Origin of the sequence: Pseudomonas sp. Irchel s3a12 (assembly GCF_900187485.1) — a bacterium.
Lineage (GTDB): Bacteria > Pseudomonadota > Gammaproteobacteria > Pseudomonadales > Pseudomonadaceae > Aquipseudomonas > Aquipseudomonas neuropathica.
The window spans coordinates 131342-150232 of the sequence record NZ_FYDN01000016.1; the positions used below are offsets into that span (position 1 = coordinate 131342).

An 18891-nucleotide genomic window follows, 5' to 3' on the forward strand; every position below is an offset into this window, starting at 1 on the left:
AGATCGCAGCCTTCGGCAGCTCCTACATGTGGAGGCTTACGTTTCGCGAGAATACAACACCACCGCCGCACGCAATTTACCCCGGCCAAACCGGCACATTTTCTCGAACTCGCCATGACTCACCGGCACATGCTGGCAATCCATGGGTTGTCGATGCTGGCTATGATCGACATCCGGATCATGCAGGTAAACGAAATCTTCGTCGCAATCGGTCACGACCACCCAGTGCGGAGATTTGGAGCGCGTCAGTCGATAGCTGCTGATCAACACCAGTGGCTGCCCTCCGGCATCCAGCAAACGCGGCAGATCCAGCGACGCACCGATCACACACTCGACATCGGTCTCCTGCAATTGCGCCGTGAACTCTTCGTGTACCAGGCGCATGACGTCTTTTTTATGCGCATCCCGCACACCGTCGAGAAACAATGGCCCGGCAAGGCTTAGTTGCAAACCTACCTTGTAGCCTCGACGCCACGCCGCCAATGCCAACCCCTGAGGGCTGCACCCGCCGTGGCCGGAGGTCATGAACACCGTGGTCGCTTCCCGCCAGATCTGCAACTCTTCGCGCCGCTCCAATAAACGTTCCGATTGCAGTGCACCCATGGCCATCAACAGGCACGCCGGGCCACAGGTGAAATCGGTGGTTTGCGGGTAGTAAGGCACCTTGATGCTGCGCGAGTCGCGGTGCTGGAGAATGCGTTTCTCCAAGCGCAGCGCGTCGGCGTGGTCTTCGTAGTAATCATGGATCAGCGCAAAGCGCCGGTAGCCATTGCGTTCATACAGGGCGATGGCCGCAGGGTTGTCGATGCGCACCTCCAGGCGCAAGTACGCACAATCGTGCTCCAGCGCCATCGCTTCGATGCGTTGCAGCAGTTGCTTGCTCAGACCGGTCCCTCGCGCTTCAACGGCCAGTGCAATGGAATACAGCCGGGCGAGCGAAGTGCCGCGATGAAACAACACCAACGCATAACCCAATAATTGACCGTCGCACTCCGCCACCAGCAACTGCCCGTGAGCACGGGTGATCATCCACTGAAAGCTGCGACTGGTGAGCCGGTCTGTGGTGAAACATTGCATTTCCAGTGCCAGCAGTGCCGGCAAGTCTTCAACTACCGCCAAACGAAAAACAGCCTTCATATGACCACCGTAAAAGTTGCGTAACGAAACGAGACTTTCAAAAAACTTCGTGCTTAATAGAAAAGGTCTTGTTCTCCAACGGATCAATCTCTATGTCAGCGGTACAGGGTCATTGGCGCGAAGTATCCGAGCAAAGTTTGCCGGCGGCAACTTATTTAAGTTCGGCGATTAAGGCATCCAGCCAAGTGTTGATTATTGTCGAGCGCAAGGAAGATTGGGCTTCATACTTCCCCAGTGAAGACATCCTAACGGCGCAGGAATACCTCGAGCACAGCTGTGACAGCGAGCCGGGCAAGCGTGTGCAGGTGATCAATCTGTGCCGCAGCTACAAGTATCTCGGTCATGGCTACTACTGCTCGCTGCTGGCCGAAGCGCGGGGGCACAAGGTGATTCCCTCTGTGCGCACCATCAGCGAACTGACGAAAAAATCACTGTATGGCCTGGCGCTGGATGATCTCGATAAAACGCTCGAGAAAGCCCTCAGTCATCATCTCTACAGTGATACCGAAGGGTTTACCCTGACCCTGTATTTCGGCCGGACACATATCGAACCCTTGCAGGATCTGGCGCGGCAATTGTTTGAAGTGTTTCCCTGCCCGATTCTCTTAGTTGAGTTCCGCCGAACTAACGGCTGGCACATTGAAGGCATAAAATCCGGTGCTCTGCACAAGTTGCGCGATGATCAGGAAGATCAGTTCGCCAACGCGCTGGACGGGTTCAGCCGTAAAGTCTGGCGGGTGCCGCGCTCGCCGCAAGTGGCACGCTACGACCTGGCGATATTGCACGATCCGCAGGAGGCGTTGCCGCCATCCAACGCCAAGGCACTGGCGAATTTCGTCCGGGTCGGCAAAGGCATGGGCATCGACGTCGAGTTGATTGAGCGCAAGGATTACGCGCGTCTGGCCGAGTACGACGGCTTGCTGATCCGCGAGACCACCAGCGTTGACAACCACACTTATCGCTTCGCCAAGAAGGCCGAAAGTGAAGGATTGGTGGTGATGGATGATCCGACGTCGATTCTGCGCTGCACCAACAAGGTCTACCTGACTGACTTGCTCAACAGCCATCAACTGGGCATGCCCGCCACCGAAATCCTCTACAAGGAGCGACCCGAAGACTTCGAGCGTGTGGGCGAGCGCCTCGGCTTTCCGCTGGTATTGAAAATCCCCGACGGCTGTTTTTCCCGTGGCGTGATCAAGGTCGAAAGCCAGCAGGCTTTGCTTGAGGCGACCGCCGAACTGTTCGAACACTCGGTGTTGCTGCTGGCGCAGGAGTTTTTCTACACCGAATACGACTGGCGCATTGGCGTGCTCAATCGCAAACCGATCTTCGCCTGCCAGTACTTTATGTCCAAGGGCCACTGGCAAATCTACAATCACAAAGCCAAGGGTCAGGACGTCAACGGCGAATGCCGGACCATGGCGATCCACGAGGCGCCGCGGGCGGTGGTGGAACTCGCGGTGAAGACCGCTAACCTCATCGGCGACGGCCTCTACGGCGTCGATCTAAAACAGGCCGGCGACAAGGTGGTGGTGATCGAAGTCAACGACAACCCCAACCTCGACGCCGGCATCGAAGACGCCTATTTGCACGACGATCTGTACGCACTGGTGCTGGAGGAGTTCGTGCGCCGCCTGGAGCTGAAGCGTCGCGGTCAGGCGTGGTGAGGCGCCGATGATCAACAGCTTTGCACTGAGCCACGGCGCCCTGCAGCGGGTCGAGCGACTGGATGCCGAGGTGATGCTGTTCAGCAATCCCGATGCTGCCGAACGCGACTTGCTGCACAGTCATTTCAAGGTCGATGAGCATGCACTGGCGTCAGCGCTGGACCCGGACGAGGTGTCGCGCATCGAGTTCCATCCCGACCATTTGTTCCTGATCTGGAAACGCCCGGAAAACTATTCGGGTGGTGGCAGCCTGGCGTTTGAAGTGTCGTCCTGCGGATTGCTGTTTGCGCCCGGGCAACTGCTGGTGATCGCCACCGACGACACGCCGCTGCACGGCCTCGGCACCCGCCAACCGTTGAACACGCCGCTGGATGTATTGCTCGACTTGCTGTTCAACAACATCCATCACTACCTCGGGCACTTGAAGGTGATCAAACTGGTCGCCCGCGAACTGCAGCAGAAATTCAACGCCTCGATGCAAAACCAGCATCTGGTGCAGATGTTCAACCTCAGCGAAAGCCTGATCTATTACATCAACGCGTTGCACAGCAACGGCGCGGTCCTCACGCGCCTGCGCAACCATGCCGAGAAGCAGCATTTCGGCAGTGAAGCGCTTGGCCTGATCGACGACCTGATCATCGAGAACAACCAGTGCTACAAGCAGGCGGAAATCTACTCGACGGTGTTTTCCGGGCTGATCGATGCGCGTGGCAACCTGATGAACAACAGCATGAACAACCTGCTGCGCAAGCTGACGTTGATCAACGTGGTGTTTCTGCCGTTGAACCTGATTGCGAGTATTGGCGGCATGTCGGAATTCAGCATGATGACGGCAGGGACGCCGTGGTGGATTTCCTATCCGGCATTTCTGGCGGTGATGTTGCTGGGCGCGGGCGGGATGTTGTTTGGGCTACGGCGTTTGGCCAAATAATCGGCGTGTGCAAACAACCTATGTAGGAGCTGCCGAAGGCTGCGATCTTTTGATTTTGTTTTTAAGGGCCGGGATCGCAGCCTTCGGCAGCTCCTACAGAGAACGCGCTCTGCAGTCCCGCATTTGGCCGAACCGCCACTGTGATGCCTTGTTATAGTTCGGGCCTCATTTTCTGCCCGGTAAAGGATCACTGCCATGACTCAATACTCCGCTTTCAGCGTCGAACTGGCCGATAACATCGCGCATGTGCAGATCAATCGCCCGGAAAAGATCAACGCGATGAACGCGGCGTTCTGGAGCGAGATCGTCGAGATCTTCCAGTGGATCGACGACACCGACGAAGTGCGCGTGGTGGTCCTCAGTGGAAACGGTAAACACTTTTCCTCCGGCATTGATCTGATGATGCTCGCCGGCGTCGCCAATGAACTGGGCAAGGACGTCGGCCGCAACGCGCGCCTGCTGCGCCGCAAGATCCTCACCCTGCAAGCCTCGTTCAACGCCGTCGACAACTGCCGCAAACCAGTACTGGCGGCTATTCAGGGGTATTGCCTCGGTGGTGCGATTGACCTGATCGCGGCCTGCGACATGCGCTACGCCGCTGAAGACGCGCAATTCTCGATCAAGGAAATCGATATCGGCATGGCCGCCGATGTTGGCACTTTGCAACGGTTGCCACGGATCATCGGTGACGGCATGCTGCGTGAACTGGCTTACACCGGTCGCACGTTCGGCGCTGACGAGGCGCGCAGCATTGGCCTGGTCAATCGCGTCTACAGCGACAAAGACGCGCTGCTCGAAGGCGTGCTGGACATCGCTCGCGAGATCGCTTCGAAATCGCCGATCGCGGTTACCGGTACCAAGGAAATGATCAGCTACATGCGCGACCATCGTATCGACGACGGTCTCGAATACGTTGCCACCTGGAACGCCGCCATGTTGCAATCCACCGACTTGCGCGTGGCCATGGCCGCCCATATGAGCAAACAGAAACCCGAATTTCTGGACTGAGAAACCATGACATCTCGCTGGACCACTGCAGTACTGGACACCGATCAACCCGGCGGCTGGGCCGTGGCGCGCAGCCCGGAAGGCTTTTTGTTCGACGACAACGGCGCGCTGTTCCCACGTGAATGGCTCAAGCGTCAGGACTTGTCGATCCTCACCGAACACGGCATTGGCCATCTCGACGGTGAGCCGGTGTACTTGCTGGAACTGCACAACGCCAGCGAAGTGCCGGGTTGTAACTGGAAAGGCCTGCGGGCGTTCATGCTCGATGGCGAGCACACGATCTACAAAGTCCTCGGTTACGCCGCACAGATCGGTACGTGGGCGCGCGAGCATCGTTTCTGCGGCAATTGCGGGCAGGCAATGACCCAGGTCCCGCGCGAGCGGGCGATGTATTGCCAGCCGTGCGATCTGCGCAGTTATCCGCGGATTTCGCCGAGCATGATCGTGCTGATCACCCGTGGCGACGAGATTCTGTTGGCGCGCTCACCGCGTTTCGTCACCGGGGTCTATAGCACGCTGGCCGGATTCGCTGAACCTGGCGAGTCGGCTGAGGATTGCCTGATTCGGGAAGTGCGCGAAGAAGTGCAGATCGAGGTGCAGAACATTCAGTACATGGGCAGCCAGTGCTGGCCGTTCCCGCATTCGATGATGCTCGGCTTCCATGCCGAGTACGCCGGTGGCGAGATTGTCTGTCAGGAAGACGAGATCGAAGACGCTCAGTGGTTCAACGTGCACGACCTGCCGCCGTTGCCGGCGTCAAAGTCGATTGCCCGTTACCTGATCGACGTCTACGTGGCGCGACGCTTAGGCCACGCTGAACCAGTGCTGCCAGGCTAGGCGCACGGTCAAACCCAGCACCACGGTGATGAACACCGGGCGAATGAACTTGGCGCCGCCGCTGATCGCGGTGCGCGCGCCAAAGAACGCGCCGACCATCACCGACAGGCCCATGCTCAGGCCGATGACCCAGTCCACCTGCCCGGAAAACACGAACACCGACAGCGCCGCAATGTTGCTGACGAAGTTCATGCTGCGCGCCACGCCGCTGGCTTTGACCAGATCGATCGGGTAGAGCAGCAGGCTGCTGACTGTCCAGAAGGCGCCAGTGCCAGGGCCGGCCACGCCGTCATAGAAACCGAGGCTGAAGCCTTGGCTCGATTGCCATTTCTTTTTGATCGGCGCGTCGCTGTCCAGCGGCGCTTTCGGTGTGCCGCCGAACAACAGGTACAGGCCGCAGGCAAACACAATCACCGGGAGCATCTTGTTCAGCCACTCCGCGGGCAGGTAATGCGCGACGATGGCGCCGGCCAGGGCGCCGACCAGTGTGCCGACGATGGCGTGGGTCCACTGACGCGGGTGGAACAATTTGCGTTTGTAGAAGGTGAAACTGGCGGTGGCCGAACCGAACGTCGAGCTGAGTTTGTTCGTGCCGAGCACCAGATGCGGCGGCAGGCCAGCGGTCAGCAGGGCGGGCGTGGTCAGCAGGCCGCCACCGCCGGCGATGGCATCGATGAAACCGGCAATGAAAGCGACAAAGGCCAGAATGGCGAGGGTGGTGAGGTCAACGCTGAGTTCGAAAGGCATGGAATCGGCTTATTCGGCAGGGCGCAGAACGTGAGCTGCGGGGAGGGCGGTCATGTTACTCATTTCCAAGTGTTGCGGCGACCCATCTGACGCCATCGCTGGCAAGCCAGCTCCCACAGGTTTTTGCGTTGTACCCAAGATCATTGTTCACCCTGATCCTTGTGGGAGCTGGCTTGCCAGCGATGAGGACAGTCGAGCCAACAAGTAAACCAACTGTTGCCCACACAACAACCTGCCAACAAATCCCCCTCTACAAAACATCAATCTCACGCCGAACATCAATAAAGCCGGGCATTCCAGCCCTGGCACGCTTGCTGCTCTACCACTCCCATCTCCGCAAATGTCCCGAGGACACGCCAATGAGTCAGCAAGCCGTAAAATTTGCCTACTGGGTGCCGAACGTCAGCGGTGGGCTGGTGGTCAGCAAGATCGAACAGCGCACCGATTGGGGCATCGACTACAACCGTAAACTGGCGCAACTCGCCGAGGCCGCCGGGTTCGAATACGCGTTGACGCAGATCCGCTTCACCGCCGGGTATGGTGCGGAGTTCCAGCATGAATCCGTGGCGTTCAGCCACGCATTGCTCGCGGCCACCAGCAAACTCAAAGTGATCGCCGCGATATTGCCCGGCCCGTGGCAGCCGGCGCTGGCGGCCAAGCAACTGGCGACCATCGACCAACTCACCAACGGCCGCATCGCGGTGAACATCGTCAGTGGCTGGTTCAAAGGTGAGTTCCAGGCCATCGGCGAGCATTGGCTGGAGCACGACGAGCGTTATCGTCGCTCCGAAGAGTTCATTCGCTCACTGCGAGGCGTGTGGAGCCAGGACAACTTCACCTTTCGCGGCGATTTCTACCGCTTCGATAATTACAGCCTGAAACCGAAACCATTGGGTCGTCCGGAAATTTTCCAGGGCGGCAGTTCCCGTGCCGCGCGGGACATGGCCGCACGGGTTTCGGACTGGTATTTCACCAACGGCAACAGCGTTGAGGGGATCAAGGCGCAGGTCGACGATATTCGTGCCAAGGCAGCGGCGAACAATCATTCGGTGAAGATCGGCGTGAATGCCTTTGTCATCGCCCGTGAGACTGAAGAAGAGGCGCGGGCGGTACTTGCGCAGATCATCGATCAGGCCGATCCGGAAGCGGTAAACGCTTTTGGCGATGCGGCGAAACAGGCAGGCCGTGCATCGCCGGAAGGTGAAGGCAACTGGGCGAAATCAACGTTTGAGGATCTGGTGCAGTACAACGATGGTTTCAAGACCAATCTGATTGGTACGCCGTTGCAGATTGCCGAGCGGATTGTCGCGCTGAAAGCGGTGGGTGTGGATCTGGTGCTGGCGGGGTTTCTGCATTTTCAGGAAGAGGTCGAATATTTCGGGCGGCGGGTGTTGCCGCTGGTGCGCGAACTGGAGGCCGAGAAGACCGCGGCCGTCGCCTGAACACCACAAATCCCCTGTAGGAGCTGCCGAAGGCTGCGATCTTTTGATTTTGTTTTTTAGGATCAAGATCAAAAGATCGCAGCCTTCGGCAGCTCCTACAGGGTCGATTGTTACAGACCGAGGTCAGACAGGCTTGGGTGATCATCCGGGCGACGGCCCAGCGGCCAGTGGAACTTGCGTTCGCTTTCCTTGATCGGCATGTCGTTGATGCATGCATAGCGCTGGAACATCAGGCCATGCTCATCGAATTCCCAGTTTTCATTGCCGTAGGAACGGAACCAGTTACCCGAATCATCGTGCCATTCATAGGCGTAACGCACGGCGATACGGGTATCCGAGTAAGCCCAGAGTTCCTTGATCAAACGGTAATCCAGTTCCTTCGCCCATTTACGGGTCAGGAAGGCCTTGGCTTCTTCGCGGCTGTTGGCGAATTCGGCGCGGTTGCGCCATTTGGTGTCGAGGGTGTAAGCCAGCGATACCCGTTCCGGGTCGCGGGAGTTCCAGCCATCCTCGGCCAGGCGAACTTTCTCGATGGCTGATTCACGGTTGAAGGGCGGCAATGGCGGACGTACCTGGGCTGCAGTAGACATATCAGTCTCCCGATCTAATTAATAATTGAACAACAAGTCCGGCTTATTAAGGCGTTACAGGTCCAATAACTTTCGCGCCATGCATTGCGCATTATCGGCGGCACTGTGATCACCCATCACAAGCGCTACGGTAATGGCACCATCAATCAGGATCAGCAGCTGTTTGGCCAGCAGTTGCGGATCCTCGGCGCCATGTTCGGTACACAGCTCGCACACGTAGTCGAGCAGCTTCTGTTTGTGTTCTTTCGCCACCAGCCGCACCGGGTCCTGCGGGTCGCCGGTCTCGCCGCTGGTGTTGATGAACGCGCAGCCGCGAAAGCCTTCGGAGGCAAACCAGCTCTTGAGCACGGTAAACAGGTTGAGCAGGCGATCGGCCGGGGTTTCGGCCTGATCGACAGCGCTTCTGTACCAGTGCATCCAGCGCACGTTACGGCGTTGCAGGGCGGCAACGGTCAGTGCGTCCTTGTCGGCAAAGTAGCGGTAAATGCTTTTTCTGGAGACGCCTGCGGTTTTCACCAGAAGATCCATGCTGGTGGCAGCGATGCCACTTTTGTAGATCAACTTTTCGGTGACATCCAGAATGATGTCGCGTGTGTCGTTGCTAGTGATTTCGTTCATGTGGCGAATAGTAGAACGATTGTTCTCCTTTGGCAATGGTTTTTTAAAATCAAAAGATCGCAGCCTTCGGCAGCTCCTACATTGGCCCGTGTAGGAGCGGCCGAAGGCTGCGATCTTTTGATCTCTTTACGGGCACTAACAAGACCCGAAGGATGCGATGGTGTAAGCTCTCGGGTTCTTCGGATTCGACCCATTGCGAGCCCTATGCCGTTGCTTTTCAAACGTTCCTTGCTGCCCAAATTGCGCAGCTTTCCGCTGACCGCCGAGGCCGTGACCATTCTGTCCGGCGCCGCCGAGTTTCGTCGTTGCCTGCTGGAGAAAATCGCCACGGCGACCCAGCGCATCTACATCGTTGCGCTGTATCTGCAGCAAGACGAAGCCGGTCAGGAAATCCTCGATGCCTTGCACGCCGCCAAGCTCAAGCGCCCCGAGCTGGAGATCGCCGTGGTCGTCGATTGGTTGCGTGCCCAGCGCGGGCTGATCGGCGCTGGCAAGCAGCCGGGTAACTCGGCGTGGTATCAGGAAATGACCCGCACGCACCAGAGCGAAGTGCCGGTGTACGGCGTGCCGGTGCAGACCCGCGAGTTGTTCGGTGTGCTGCATTTGAAAGGCTTCGTGATCGACGACTGCGTGGTCTACAGCGGCGCGAGCCTGAACAACGTTTACCTGCACAAATTCGACAAGTACCGCTTCGACCGTTACCACGTGCTGCAAAGCCACGAACTGGCTGATTCGATGCATCACCTGGTCAAGCACGGCCTGATCGAATCCAAAGCCGTGCATCGTCTCGATCTGCCGAACCTGCCGACCACGCGCAGCCTGCGCAACGACATCGGCGATCTGCGCAGCCGTCTCAAGTACGCGACGTACGACACCGCCAATGGCAGCGTCGCCAGAGACGGCCTGTCGGTCAGCCCGTTGCTCGGCGTCGGCAAGAACAACCCGTTGAACCGGGCGATTCTCGAACTGATCGCCAGCGCGCAAAAACAGCTGACCATCTGCACGCCGTACTTCAACCTGCCGCTGGGTGTGATTCGTGAGATCAACCGAGCGCTGGCCCGTGGCGTGAAGATCGATATCGTGGTCGGCGACAAGACGGCCAACGACTTTTATATCCCGCCGAGCGAGCCGTTCAAGGTTATCGCGGCGTTGCCGTATCTGTACGAAATCAGCCTGCGCCGCTTTGCCAAGCGCCATCAGCGCAACATCGACAGCGGGCAGTTGAACCTGCACCTGTGGCGTGACGGCGACAACACCTATCACCTCAAGGGCATGTGGATTGATCAGCGTTATACGTTGCTGACCGGCAACAACCTCAATCCACGGGCGTTCCGCCTGGATCTGGAAAACGCCTTGTTGATCGATGACCCGAAAGGGGAATGGCTGGAGCCGCGGGCGAAAGAGCTTGAAGAGATTTTCCGCCATACCACGCGGATTGACAGCTTTCAGAGCCTGGAGACGCTGCCGGAATACCCGGCCGGGGTGGCCAAGTTTCTCAAGCGCGTGAGTCGGGTGCGGATTGAGCGGTTGCTTTACCGGATTTTGTAGGCTGCTGAAAATGCCATCGCTGGCAAGCCAGCTCCCACAGGTTCTATGGTGTACACAATATTTGTGAATGACCGAGAACACTGTGGGAGCTGGCTTGCCAGCGATGGGGCCCGCTTAGACGCTACAAAAAATCAATTCAGACCCAACTTGCCACGCAACGTGGACAGGTCTTCCGCCAGCGTATTCACAGGCCCAACCAACGCTTTACGGTCGTTGTCCTTCACCTTGTCATACGTCTCGAAACCACCATCCTTAGTCTTGTACTTGGCCAGAATCTTGTCGACCGTGGCAAAGTTCTTGTCCACCTTCGCAGCAAAAGCCTTGTCCTGCTGCTCGATCTGCGGACGGAACAGATCAACGATTTTCTTCGCGCCGTCGATGTTGCCCTGGAAGTCATACAGGTCGGTGTGGCTGTAGCGATCCTCTTCGCCGGAGATCTTGGTCGCGGCGACTTCTTCCAGCAGCGCGGCGGCACCGCCGACGACTTTTTCCGGCGGGAAAGTCAGGCCGGCGACGCGGGTTTGCAGATCTTTTACGTCGCTGTTGAGCTTGTCCGCCAACTCGTTAAGGCCCTGGGTGCTTTTTTCCGAGAACAGCGAGTATTCGATGCGGTGGAAGCCGGTGAAGTCGTCAGCCTTCACGCCTTTCTCGTGGTCGTCGACGCGGGAGTCGATGGACGCATCGAGGTCACTGAACAGCTCGGCAATCGGCTCGATCGACTCGTAGTAAACGCGGGTCGGTGCGTAGAGCTTTTGCGCGGTGGCCAAATCGCCTTTCTTCACGGCATCGGTGAATTGTTGGGTGTGGCTGCCCAGCTCATCCAATTGCTCGGTAACGTAAATCTTGTAGTCCGAAACCGGCCCCACCAGATCCAGCGGTGCAGTGGCGGCGAATGCCGACAGCGGGGTGTTGAGCAAACCAAGGGTCAGCAATAACGCGAGTGGCGTCTTTTTCATCGGGGGCGGCTCCAGTGTCGAGATTATTTTATGCGGCTGTTTTCGGTTGTGTGGCGTTGAGCAGCGAGCGACCGATAAAGTCCTTGTCGCCCGTGACACCCGGCAGGGTGAAGAAATAGCCGCCGCCGACCGGTTTGAGGTATTCCTCCAGCGGCTCGCCGTTGAGGCGGGTCTGCACGGTGATAAAGCCTTTTTCCAGGTCGGCCTGGTAGCAGATGAACAGCAGGCCCATGTCGAGCTGGCCGTTCTTGTTCACGCCATTCGAATAGTTGAACGGCCGGCGCAGGATCAGGTTGGCTTGGCTCGCGGCGGTGCGCGGGTTGGCCAGGCGAATGTGCGCGTCGAGCTTGGTCAGCTTGCCGGCCGGGTCTTTGCTGTAGTCCGGGACTTCAGTCTCATGCTGCGCACCCATCGGCGCGCCGGTAGTTTTGACCCGGCCGATGATGCTTTCCTGTTCCTGCAATGGCGTACGGTCCCAGCGCTCGACAAAGTTGCGGATGATCCGCACCGCTTGATAGCTGCCGTGAGCAGCCCAGGCCGGTTCGTCACTGCCCGGTTGCACCCAGACCAGGCGATCCATGGCTTTAGCGTCGTTGGAATCGGGGTTGGCCGAGCCATCGCGGAACCCCAGGAAGTTACGCGCCGATTGCGCCGGCACACCTGCTTTTGCCGGGGCTTGCGGCGGCACGCTGCCTTCCTGCTTCCAGCGCACCAGCAGCAGGTCGGGAAGGTTTTTGACGATATCGCGCAGGGCGTGAATGTTGGTGTCGGCGGTGTTCGAGCAGAACTGCAGGCTCAGGTCGCCGTGGCAGCAATCGGCGTCCAGCGCATCGTTGGGAAACCCGACCATGCGCATCAGACGCTTGGGCTTGGCGTCGGCCAGACCGAAGCGCTCGTCGAACAGCGACTCGCCGACCGAAACGGTGATGGTCAGGTTGTCCGGGGTTACATTCGGGCCAAGGATGCCGGAGTCCGGCGGCGGCAGTTTCGGATCGATCTGCGCCACCGGGCCGCCCTTCATCAGGAACGCGATGCGCTCGTTGAGGGTGCGGAACAGCCGCTCCAGATCTTCACGATCACTGGCCAACACGTCGAACGATACGAGCATGCCCGACGCCGGGCGCGGGGTGACGATGCCGGTCTGGTGGATGCCGTGGAAATCGTGACGGTCTTCGGTCTTGTCACTGCTCGGTGCTTCGGTGACTTGTGCCGGCGCGGCGGCCATGGCCGGACAGCTCAGGGCCGAGCCGGCGAGGGCGACACCGGCGGCGCCCATGCCCATCAGGACACGGCGACGTTGCAGGTTGAGTGGTTCGCTATCTTTCATCGTCAAAGGGTCTTCTGCTTACAGGCCGGAGAGGCCGAGGGCGGGATCGATGCCATCCAGAGCGTCGGCCAGAGCCTGGGCCTTGTCGGCAATCTGCTTGCGTTGTTCGCCGCTGATGGCGTCGTAACTGGCGTAGCCGTCCTTGATCTTGTAGGTGTCGAGTTCGCTGTCGAAGTCCGCCAGTGCCTGGTCGATTTTCGGCAACAGCTCGGCCGCCGACTTGGTCAACATTGGCCGCAACAGATCGACGACTTTGTGTGCGGTTTGCGCGTTGGCAGCGAAACCGTTGAGGTCGCTGTGGCTGTAGCGTTCTTCTTCACCGCTGGCAGCACGGACGTCGGCCAAGGTGTTGAGGTTGCGCACGATGATGCTGACCAGTTGCTCCGGTGGCAGGCTCTGCGCGAGCAATTGCTGTTTGAGCGTGGTGACATCGCTGAGCAGGCGCTGGGCAACGGGCGTCAGTTGGTCGAGATTGCGTTGCTGGAACAGTGCGTATTCGATGCGGTGGAATCCGACGAAGGCCGGATCCTGTTCGCGCTTTTCGAAATAATCGGCGCGGGCGTTGATGCTGTTGTCCAGCTCCGCCAGGCGTTGCGCGGCAGGGGCCAGACGCTGATAAGCCGCGCGGGCCGGTAAGTACAGCGCTTGAGCCTGACTCAAGTCGCCGCTTTCAATCGCTTGATCGAGCGCGGTCACGGCTTTGATCAATGCGTTGCTCTGGCTGGCCAGGTACACGCGAAATTCCGACAGCGGCCCGACGAAGGCGACCATCGATGGCTTGGCTTTGGCCGCAGCATCAGAGGCGGCAGTTGGCGTCACGTGCAGGGTGCCGCGCGGGTTGCTCAGCAGGCCGCAGGTGATCGCGTAATCGCCCGGTTGCAGGTTGGCGTTGATCACTTGGCTGAGGCCCGGCGCAATGTTTTCCCGCTCCTCGACGACGAGCACGCCGTCGAGGATTTCCCATTCCACCGCGCGGTCGGAGCGGTTGACGATGCGGAAACTGGCGCGGCCGGCCGGCACCGTCAGTGCGTTGGGTTCGCAACTGCCCGGATGAATGTTCACCACCACTTCATCGTGGTTGTGCTGACGCTTGGCCGCAGCCATTTTCGAGGCGTAATAAAACAGACCACCGGCGGCGATCATCACCACCACCGAACCGGCCACCGCCCAACGCAAGGCGCGAGGAGGGGAGGCCTGAGGAGTATTAGGCTTTGACATGAATGCCCTTATTGGCTGGAAACGGAAGACGATTGCGCGGAAGGCTTGGGCGCGGGGAGAAAGAACATCACCAGTGCCACCAGCAGATAAAGCAGATAGGCACCGAGGGTGCTGACGGTCGGCGCATCCTGATAACCGAACATACCGGCCAGCACCGAGCCCAACGGGCCATCCATCGGCAGCGTCGCGCTGAAGTCGAAGAGTACGGTTTGCAGGTGATTCCACAGCCCGGCTTCATGCAGGGCTTGCACCGAGTTGGCGAGAATCCCGGCGGCCACCACCAGAATGAACAGGCCGGTCCACTTGAAGAACGCCGAAAGATTGAGGCGCATGCTGCCGCTGTAGATCAGGAAACCGACGATGATCGCCAGAATCAGCCCGAGCAGGGCACCGATGGGCGCGCCCGGGCCTTCGCTTTGCTGGAATACCGCGAGCAGGAAGAACACCGTTTCCAGGCCTTCGCGAGCGACCGCGAAGAACACCATGGCGATCAGTGCGATCACTTGGTGTTTCGAGGACGTTAGCGCCTCGTCCAGCGAAGCTTGCAGCGAATGTTTGATCGAACGCGCCACTTTGCGCATCCAGAACACCATCGAACTGAGAATACCCACGGCCACCAGCCCGACGATGCCTTCGAACAGTTCCTGCTGCTTTTGCGGGAATTCAGCGCTGACCAATTCAAGACCACCGCCCACCAGCAGGGCGAGGGCAGCGGCGAGAAATACGCCGATCCACACGGCAGGCATCCATTGACCACGGCCAGTCTGTTGCAGGTAGCTGGCGATAATGCCAACGATCAGCGCGGCTTCAATGCCTTCGCGCAGCATGATCAGGAAGGGAACAAGCATTCGGTATCCAACAAGTCATTCGAAGAGGTTACAAGTTGTAACATAATGAAAGTCATTCTCACATGACATTGATTGACATAAACCTGAACACAAGCTGAACAAAGTAAAGAACAACCATTCTCATGCGGGTGACACCGGAACCCTGTAGGAGCTGCCGAAGGCTGCGATCTTTTGATTTATAGAATCAAGATCAAAAGATCGCAGCCTTCGGCAGCTCCTACATGGGTATTTGTGTTAGCTGCGGTAATATGCCTGCCACCCAAAACAACAAGGTTCACCGCGCTCCATGTCGGAAAAAGACACCATCGCCGTGCAACTGGTGCGTGAAGCGCTGCTGCAAAGTTGTGCCCCGGGCGCAGCCACCGAAGAGGTGTTGAACAAGGTCGGGATTGCTCCGGCGTTGCTGCAAACCGAACACGGCCGGGTGCCCGCCTCGCAGTACGCCAGACTCTGGCGCTTGTTGGCCCGACGCGGGGATGACGAGTTCTTTGGCATGGACCCGCGCAAGCTCAAGTCTGGCAGCCTCGAATTCCTCTGCCGCAGCACCATGGCGCAATCGACGCTGGCGGCGGGTTTGAATACGGGCCTGAGCTTTCTGTCACTGATGCTCGAACGCCTGCCCGCACAACTGGTGCACCAGCAAAGTCTGGCGGAAATCGTTTTGCTCGAGGACGATCCCGAGCCACGCCGCGCTTTCACCTATTTCACCTACTGGATGATCGTCCACGGCGTGGCCTGTTGGCTGGCGGGGCGGCGGATTCCGATTCTGGCGATCGAACTGCGCTGTGCGGCGCCGGAGTTCACCGATGACTATCGAGTGATGTTCTCGGAAAACCTGCGTTTCGAGCGTCCACGCACACGGATGATCTTCTCTGCCGATTGTCTCGATCTACCGATCAAGCGCACCGCCGAAGAACTGAAACGCTTTCTCGCCCACGCCCCGGCCAACATCCTGGTCAAGTACCGCGACCCGGAGAGCCTAGCCAGTCGGATCAAGCACGATCTGCGGGAGTTGCCGGCCGAGCAGTGGCCGGAAACCGAGGCCCTGGCCCAACAGTTGTGCATGTCGGCTTCGACACTGCGCCGGCGTTTGGCCGAGGAAGGGCAGACCTACCAAGGGCTCAAGGACAGCGTGCGTAAAGAGCTGGCGATTATCTGGCTGGCGGAGCCGTCGATCAGTTTTGTCGAGATTGCCAGCCGCTTGGGATTTGCCGATGCGAGTTCGTTCTACAAGGCGTTTCGCAAATGGTCGGGGTCGAATCCGGGCCACTATCGCCAACTGATCCTGAATGAGGTTGTCTGACCCAACACATTCCGCCGCTTGATCGTTCCCACGCTCCGCGTGGGAATGCCTCAAGGGACGCTCCGCGTTCCAGCTCTGGAGCGGACGCAGAGCGTCCGAGGCTGCATTCCCACGCAGAGCGTGGGAACGATCAGTGTGGTAGCGGTCTTGGCCAAACCAGTCAGCCACATTGATGGCTTTGACCATTGCCGCCGCCGCCCCACAGCGCGACTATCCCCCTGTTGTTTACGCTTCCCAGCCTAATAAAAAAACAGAGGGATTCTGGCAATGCGCGATTACTTGTCTGCCACTGAACAGTTCAACTATCAGCACACCGTGGATGCCGCGCTCAGCGGTACGCTGGCGGCGCTCAACGCCTGCGTCGAATGTTGCGACCGTCATGCCTTGCCCGGGCGCATTGCGCTGTTCTGGGAAGGCCGCGACGGCGCGAGTGCGACGTACACCTTCAGCGAGCTCCAGGACAAAGCCGCGCGTTTCGCCAACTTCCTCCTCGCCCAAGGCGTGCAGAAGGGTGACAAGGTCGCCGGCCTGCTGCCGCGCAACATCGAATTGCTCATCACCGTGCTCGCCACCTGGCGCATCGGCGCGGTGTATCAACCGCTGTTCACCGCCTTCGGCCCCAAAGCCCTCGAACATCGCCTGAACAGCTCCGGCGCCAAAGTCGTGGTCACCGATGCGGTCAACCGGCCGAAACTCGCCGAAGTCGCTGACTGCCCGACCCTCGTTACCGTTGGCGGCGCGAAAGGCCAGGGCATCGTCCGTGGCGACTTCAGCTTCTGGGCCGAACTGGCCAATTATTCCAATGTCTGCGAACCGGTATTGCTGACTGGCGAAGATCCGTTTCTGTTGATGTTCACGTCCGGCACCACCGGCCCTTCGAAAGCGCTGTCGGTACCGCTCAAAGCCATCGTCGCGTTCCAGAGTTACACCCGCGATGCCGTAGACCTGCGTCCCGAAGACGCCTTCTGGAACGTCGCCGATCCGGGTTGGGCCTACGGCATCTACTTCGGCGTCACCGGGCCGTTGTCGATGGGCCATCCAATCACTTTCTACGATGGGCCGTTCACCCTCGAAAGCACCTGCCGGATGATCAACAAATACGGCATCACCAACCTCACCGGTTCGCCCACCGCTTATCGCTTGCTGATCGCCGGTGGCGACGAATTCGCCAAGTCGATCAAGGGCAAGCTGCGCATCGTCAGCAGCGCCGGCGAGCCGCTGAACCCGGAAGTCATCCGCTGGTTCGCCGACAACCTCGGCGTGGTCATCCACGACCATTACGGCCAGACCGAACTGGGCATGGTCCTGTGCAATCACCACGGCCTTGATCACACGGTGCACGTTGGTGCCGCCGGTTTCGCCTCGCCGGGCCATCGCATCGTGGTGCTTGACGATCAGTACAACGAACTCGGCGTCGGCCAGCCGGGCATTCTCGCCATCGACCGTGCGCAATCGCCGATGTGCTGGTTCGGCGGTTACGAAGGCGCGCCGACCAAGGCGTTCGTCGGCGATTACTACCTCAGCGGCGACACCGTGGAATGGAACCCGGACGGCAGCATCAGTTTTGTCGGCCGCAGCGATGACGTCATCACCACATCGGGCTACCGCGTAGGCCCGTTCGATGTCGAAAGTGCGCTGATTGAGCACCCGGCGGTGGTCGAAGCAGCGGTCGTCGGCAAACCTGATCCGGAGCGCACCGAACTGGTCAAAGCCTTCGTCGTGCTGAGCGCGCAATACCGTGCCGCGCCCGAGCTGGCCGAAGAACTGCGCCAACACGTGCGCAAGCGTCTGGCCGCGCACTCATACCCACGTGAAATCGAATTTGTCAGCGAATTGCCCAAGACCCCGAGTGGCAAATTGCAGCGCTTTATCTTGCGCAACCAGGAAATCGCCAAGGCTCAAGAGGCCGCGGCGCATAACGTTTCAGCTTGAATCAGGAAATACAGTCATGCAGATCGAGAACAAGGTTTTTATCGTCACCGGCGGCGCCTCTGGCCTGGGTGCTGCCACCGCTGAATTGCTGGTCAGTGCCGGCGCCAAAGTGATGCTGGTGGACATGAATGCCGAAGCTGTCGCCGCACAGGCTCAGCGTTTGGGCGCGCAAAGCGTGGTTGCCGATATCAGCAACGAAGCCGCCGCTGAAGCTGCCGTGCAGGCCACCGTTAAAGCCTTTGGCAGCCTCAACGGTCTGGTCAACTGTGCCGGTATCGTCCGTGGCGAGAAGATCCTCGGCAAGAACGGCCCGCATGCACTGAGCAGTTTCGCCCAAGTGATCAACGTCAACCTGATCGGCAGCTTCAATATGCTGCGCCTGGCCGCTGCGGCCATCGCCGAAGCCGAGGCCAATGCCGACGGCGAACGCGGCGTGATCATCAACACCGCCTCGGTCGCAGCGTTTGACGGCCAGATCGGCCAAGCGGCGTATTCCGCTTCGAAAGGCGCGATCGCCAGCCTGACCCTGCCGGCCGCCCGTGAGCTGGCACGCTTCGGCATCCGCGTGATGACCATCGCACCGGGCATTTTCGAAACGCCGATGATGGCCGGCATGACCCCGGAAGTCCGCGATTCGCTGGCCGCCGGCGTACCGTTCCCGCCGCGTCTGGGCAAGCCTGCCGAGTACGCCGCGCTGGTTCGGCATATCATCGAAAACAGCATGCTCAACGGCGAGGTGATCCGTCTCGACGGTGCCTTGCGCATGGCCGCCAAGTAAGGAG

At 59.3% G+C, this 18891-nt stretch carries 17 protein-coding genes; 9 read left to right on the forward strand and 8 right to left on the reverse strand.

Annotation, left to right across the window (positions count from 1 at the left end):
* Nucleotides 1-36 precede the first annotated feature (36 nt).
* Nucleotides 37-1137, reverse strand: a complete 1101-nt coding sequence (locus tag CKW14_RS24695) for a GNAT family N-acetyltransferase/peptidase C39 family protein (protein WP_095048879.1) — start codon at nucleotides 1135-1137, stop codon at nucleotides 37-39.
* Between the two features lie 92 nt (nucleotides 1138-1229).
* On the opposite strand from CKW14_RS24695, the gene CKW14_RS24700 reads away from it, so the two are divergent.
* The 4 genes from CKW14_RS24700 (at nucleotide 1230) to nudC (ending at nucleotide 5580) form a co-directional block, all read left to right on the forward strand.
* Nucleotides 1230-2804: a RimK family protein gene (locus CKW14_RS24700; RefSeq protein WP_095048880.1), complete on the forward strand. Its 1575-nt coding sequence runs from the start codon at nucleotides 1230-1232 to the stop codon at nucleotides 2802-2804.
* A 7-nt stretch (nucleotides 2805-2811) separates the two neighbouring features.
* Nucleotides 2812-3735, forward strand: coding sequence for a magnesium transporter CorA family protein (locus CKW14_RS24705; protein ID WP_095048881.1), 924 nt, complete (start codon nucleotides 2812-2814; stop codon nucleotides 3733-3735).
* A gap of 195 nt (nucleotides 3736-3930) precedes the next feature.
* Nucleotides 3931-4743: a crotonase/enoyl-CoA hydratase family protein gene (locus tag CKW14_RS24710; RefSeq protein WP_095048882.1), complete on the forward strand. Its 813-nt coding sequence runs from the start codon at nucleotides 3931-3933 to the stop codon at nucleotides 4741-4743.
* A gap of 6 nt (nucleotides 4744-4749) precedes the next feature.
* The gene (gene nudC, locus CKW14_RS24715) at nucleotides 4750-5580 is read left to right on the forward strand and encodes an NAD(+) diphosphatase (RefSeq protein ID WP_095048883.1); all 831 of its coding nucleotides are present in this window, start codon (nucleotides 4750-4752) and stop codon (nucleotides 5578-5580) included.
* Here nudC and CKW14_RS24720 read toward each other — a convergent pair.
* A complete protein-coding gene (locus CKW14_RS24720) occupies nucleotides 5548-6327 on the reverse strand; it encodes a TSUP family transporter (protein WP_095048884.1) in 780 nt (259 codons plus the stop codon). The two genes, nudC and CKW14_RS24720, sit on opposite strands and share 33 nt — an antisense overlap.
* A 359-nt stretch (nucleotides 6328-6686) precedes the next feature.
* On the opposite strand from CKW14_RS24720, the gene sfnG reads away from it, so the two are divergent.
* A complete protein-coding gene (gene sfnG / locus CKW14_RS24725; protein WP_093432753.1) occupies nucleotides 6687-7769 on the forward strand; it encodes a dimethylsulfone monooxygenase SfnG in 1083 nt (360 codons plus the stop codon).
* A gap of 110 nt (nucleotides 7770-7879) precedes the next feature.
* Here sfnG and CKW14_RS24730 read toward each other — a convergent pair whose 3' ends face one another.
* Nucleotides 7880-8359, reverse strand: coding sequence for a nuclear transport factor 2 family protein (locus CKW14_RS24730; protein ID WP_095048885.1), 480 nt, complete (start codon nucleotides 8357-8359; stop codon nucleotides 7880-7882).
* Between the two features lie 54 nt (nucleotides 8360-8413).
* The gene (locus CKW14_RS24735; RefSeq protein WP_095126286.1) at nucleotides 8414-8977 is read right to left on the reverse strand and encodes a TetR/AcrR family transcriptional regulator; all 564 of its coding nucleotides are present in this window, start codon (nucleotides 8975-8977) and stop codon (nucleotides 8414-8416) included.
* A gap of 204 nt (nucleotides 8978-9181) precedes the next feature.
* Here CKW14_RS24735 and pssA point away from each other — a divergent pair, with 204 nt between their 5' ends.
* Entirely contained in the window at nucleotides 9182-10525 is a 1344-nt protein-coding gene (pssA, locus tag CKW14_RS24740) for a CDP-diacylglycerol--serine O-phosphatidyltransferase (RefSeq protein ID WP_095048886.1), read from the forward strand.
* A gap of 131 nt (nucleotides 10526-10656) precedes the next feature.
* Here pssA and efeO (CKW14_RS24745) read toward each other — a convergent pair whose 3' ends face one another.
* The 4 genes from efeO (CKW14_RS24745) to efeU are packed head-to-tail and all read right to left on the reverse strand — an operon-like array spanning nucleotide 10657 to nucleotide 14874.
* Nucleotides 10657-11481, reverse strand: a complete 825-nt coding sequence (gene efeO, locus CKW14_RS24745; protein WP_095126287.1) for an iron uptake system protein EfeO — start codon at nucleotides 11479-11481, stop codon at nucleotides 10657-10659.
* A 28-nt stretch (nucleotides 11482-11509) separates the two neighbouring features.
* Nucleotides 11510-12808 carry an iron uptake transporter deferrochelatase/peroxidase subunit gene (gene efeB / locus CKW14_RS24750; protein ID WP_093432742.1) on the reverse strand — a complete coding sequence of 433 codons (1299 nt, stop codon included), beginning with the start codon at nucleotides 12806-12808 and terminating at the stop codon, nucleotides 11510-11512.
* An 18-nt stretch (nucleotides 12809-12826) separates the two neighbouring features.
* Nucleotides 12827-14026 carry an iron uptake system protein EfeO gene (efeO, locus tag CKW14_RS24755; RefSeq protein ID WP_095126288.1) on the reverse strand — a complete coding sequence of 400 codons (1200 nt, stop codon included), beginning with the start codon at nucleotides 14024-14026 and terminating at the stop codon, nucleotides 12827-12829.
* Between the two features lie 8 nt (nucleotides 14027-14034).
* The gene (efeU, locus tag CKW14_RS24760; RefSeq protein WP_095048889.1) at nucleotides 14035-14874 is read right to left on the reverse strand and encodes an iron uptake transporter permease EfeU; all 840 of its coding nucleotides are present in this window, start codon (nucleotides 14872-14874) and stop codon (nucleotides 14035-14037) included.
* A 286-nt stretch (nucleotides 14875-15160) separates the two neighbouring features.
* Between efeU and CKW14_RS24765 the strand changes: the two genes are divergently transcribed.
* The 3 genes from CKW14_RS24765 to CKW14_RS24775 all read left to right on the forward strand — a co-directional run bounded on the left by CKW14_RS24765 (nucleotide 15161) and on the right by CKW14_RS24775 (nucleotide 18887).
* Nucleotides 15161-16177 carry an AraC family transcriptional regulator gene (locus CKW14_RS24765; RefSeq protein WP_095048890.1) on the forward strand — a complete coding sequence of 339 codons (1017 nt, stop codon included), beginning with the start codon at nucleotides 15161-15163 and terminating at the stop codon, nucleotides 16175-16177.
* Nucleotides 16178-16444: 267 nt separating this feature from the next.
* Nucleotides 16445-18109, forward strand: coding sequence for an AMP-binding protein (locus CKW14_RS24770; protein ID WP_095126289.1), 1665 nt, complete (start codon nucleotides 16445-16447; stop codon nucleotides 18107-18109).
* A 16-nt stretch (nucleotides 18110-18125) separates the two neighbouring features.
* Nucleotides 18126-18887 (forward strand): SDR family NAD(P)-dependent oxidoreductase, encoded by a 762-nt coding sequence (locus CKW14_RS24775; protein WP_095126290.1) that lies wholly within the window; start codon nucleotides 18126-18128, stop codon nucleotides 18885-18887.
* Nucleotides 18888-18891: the final 4 nt, after the last annotated feature.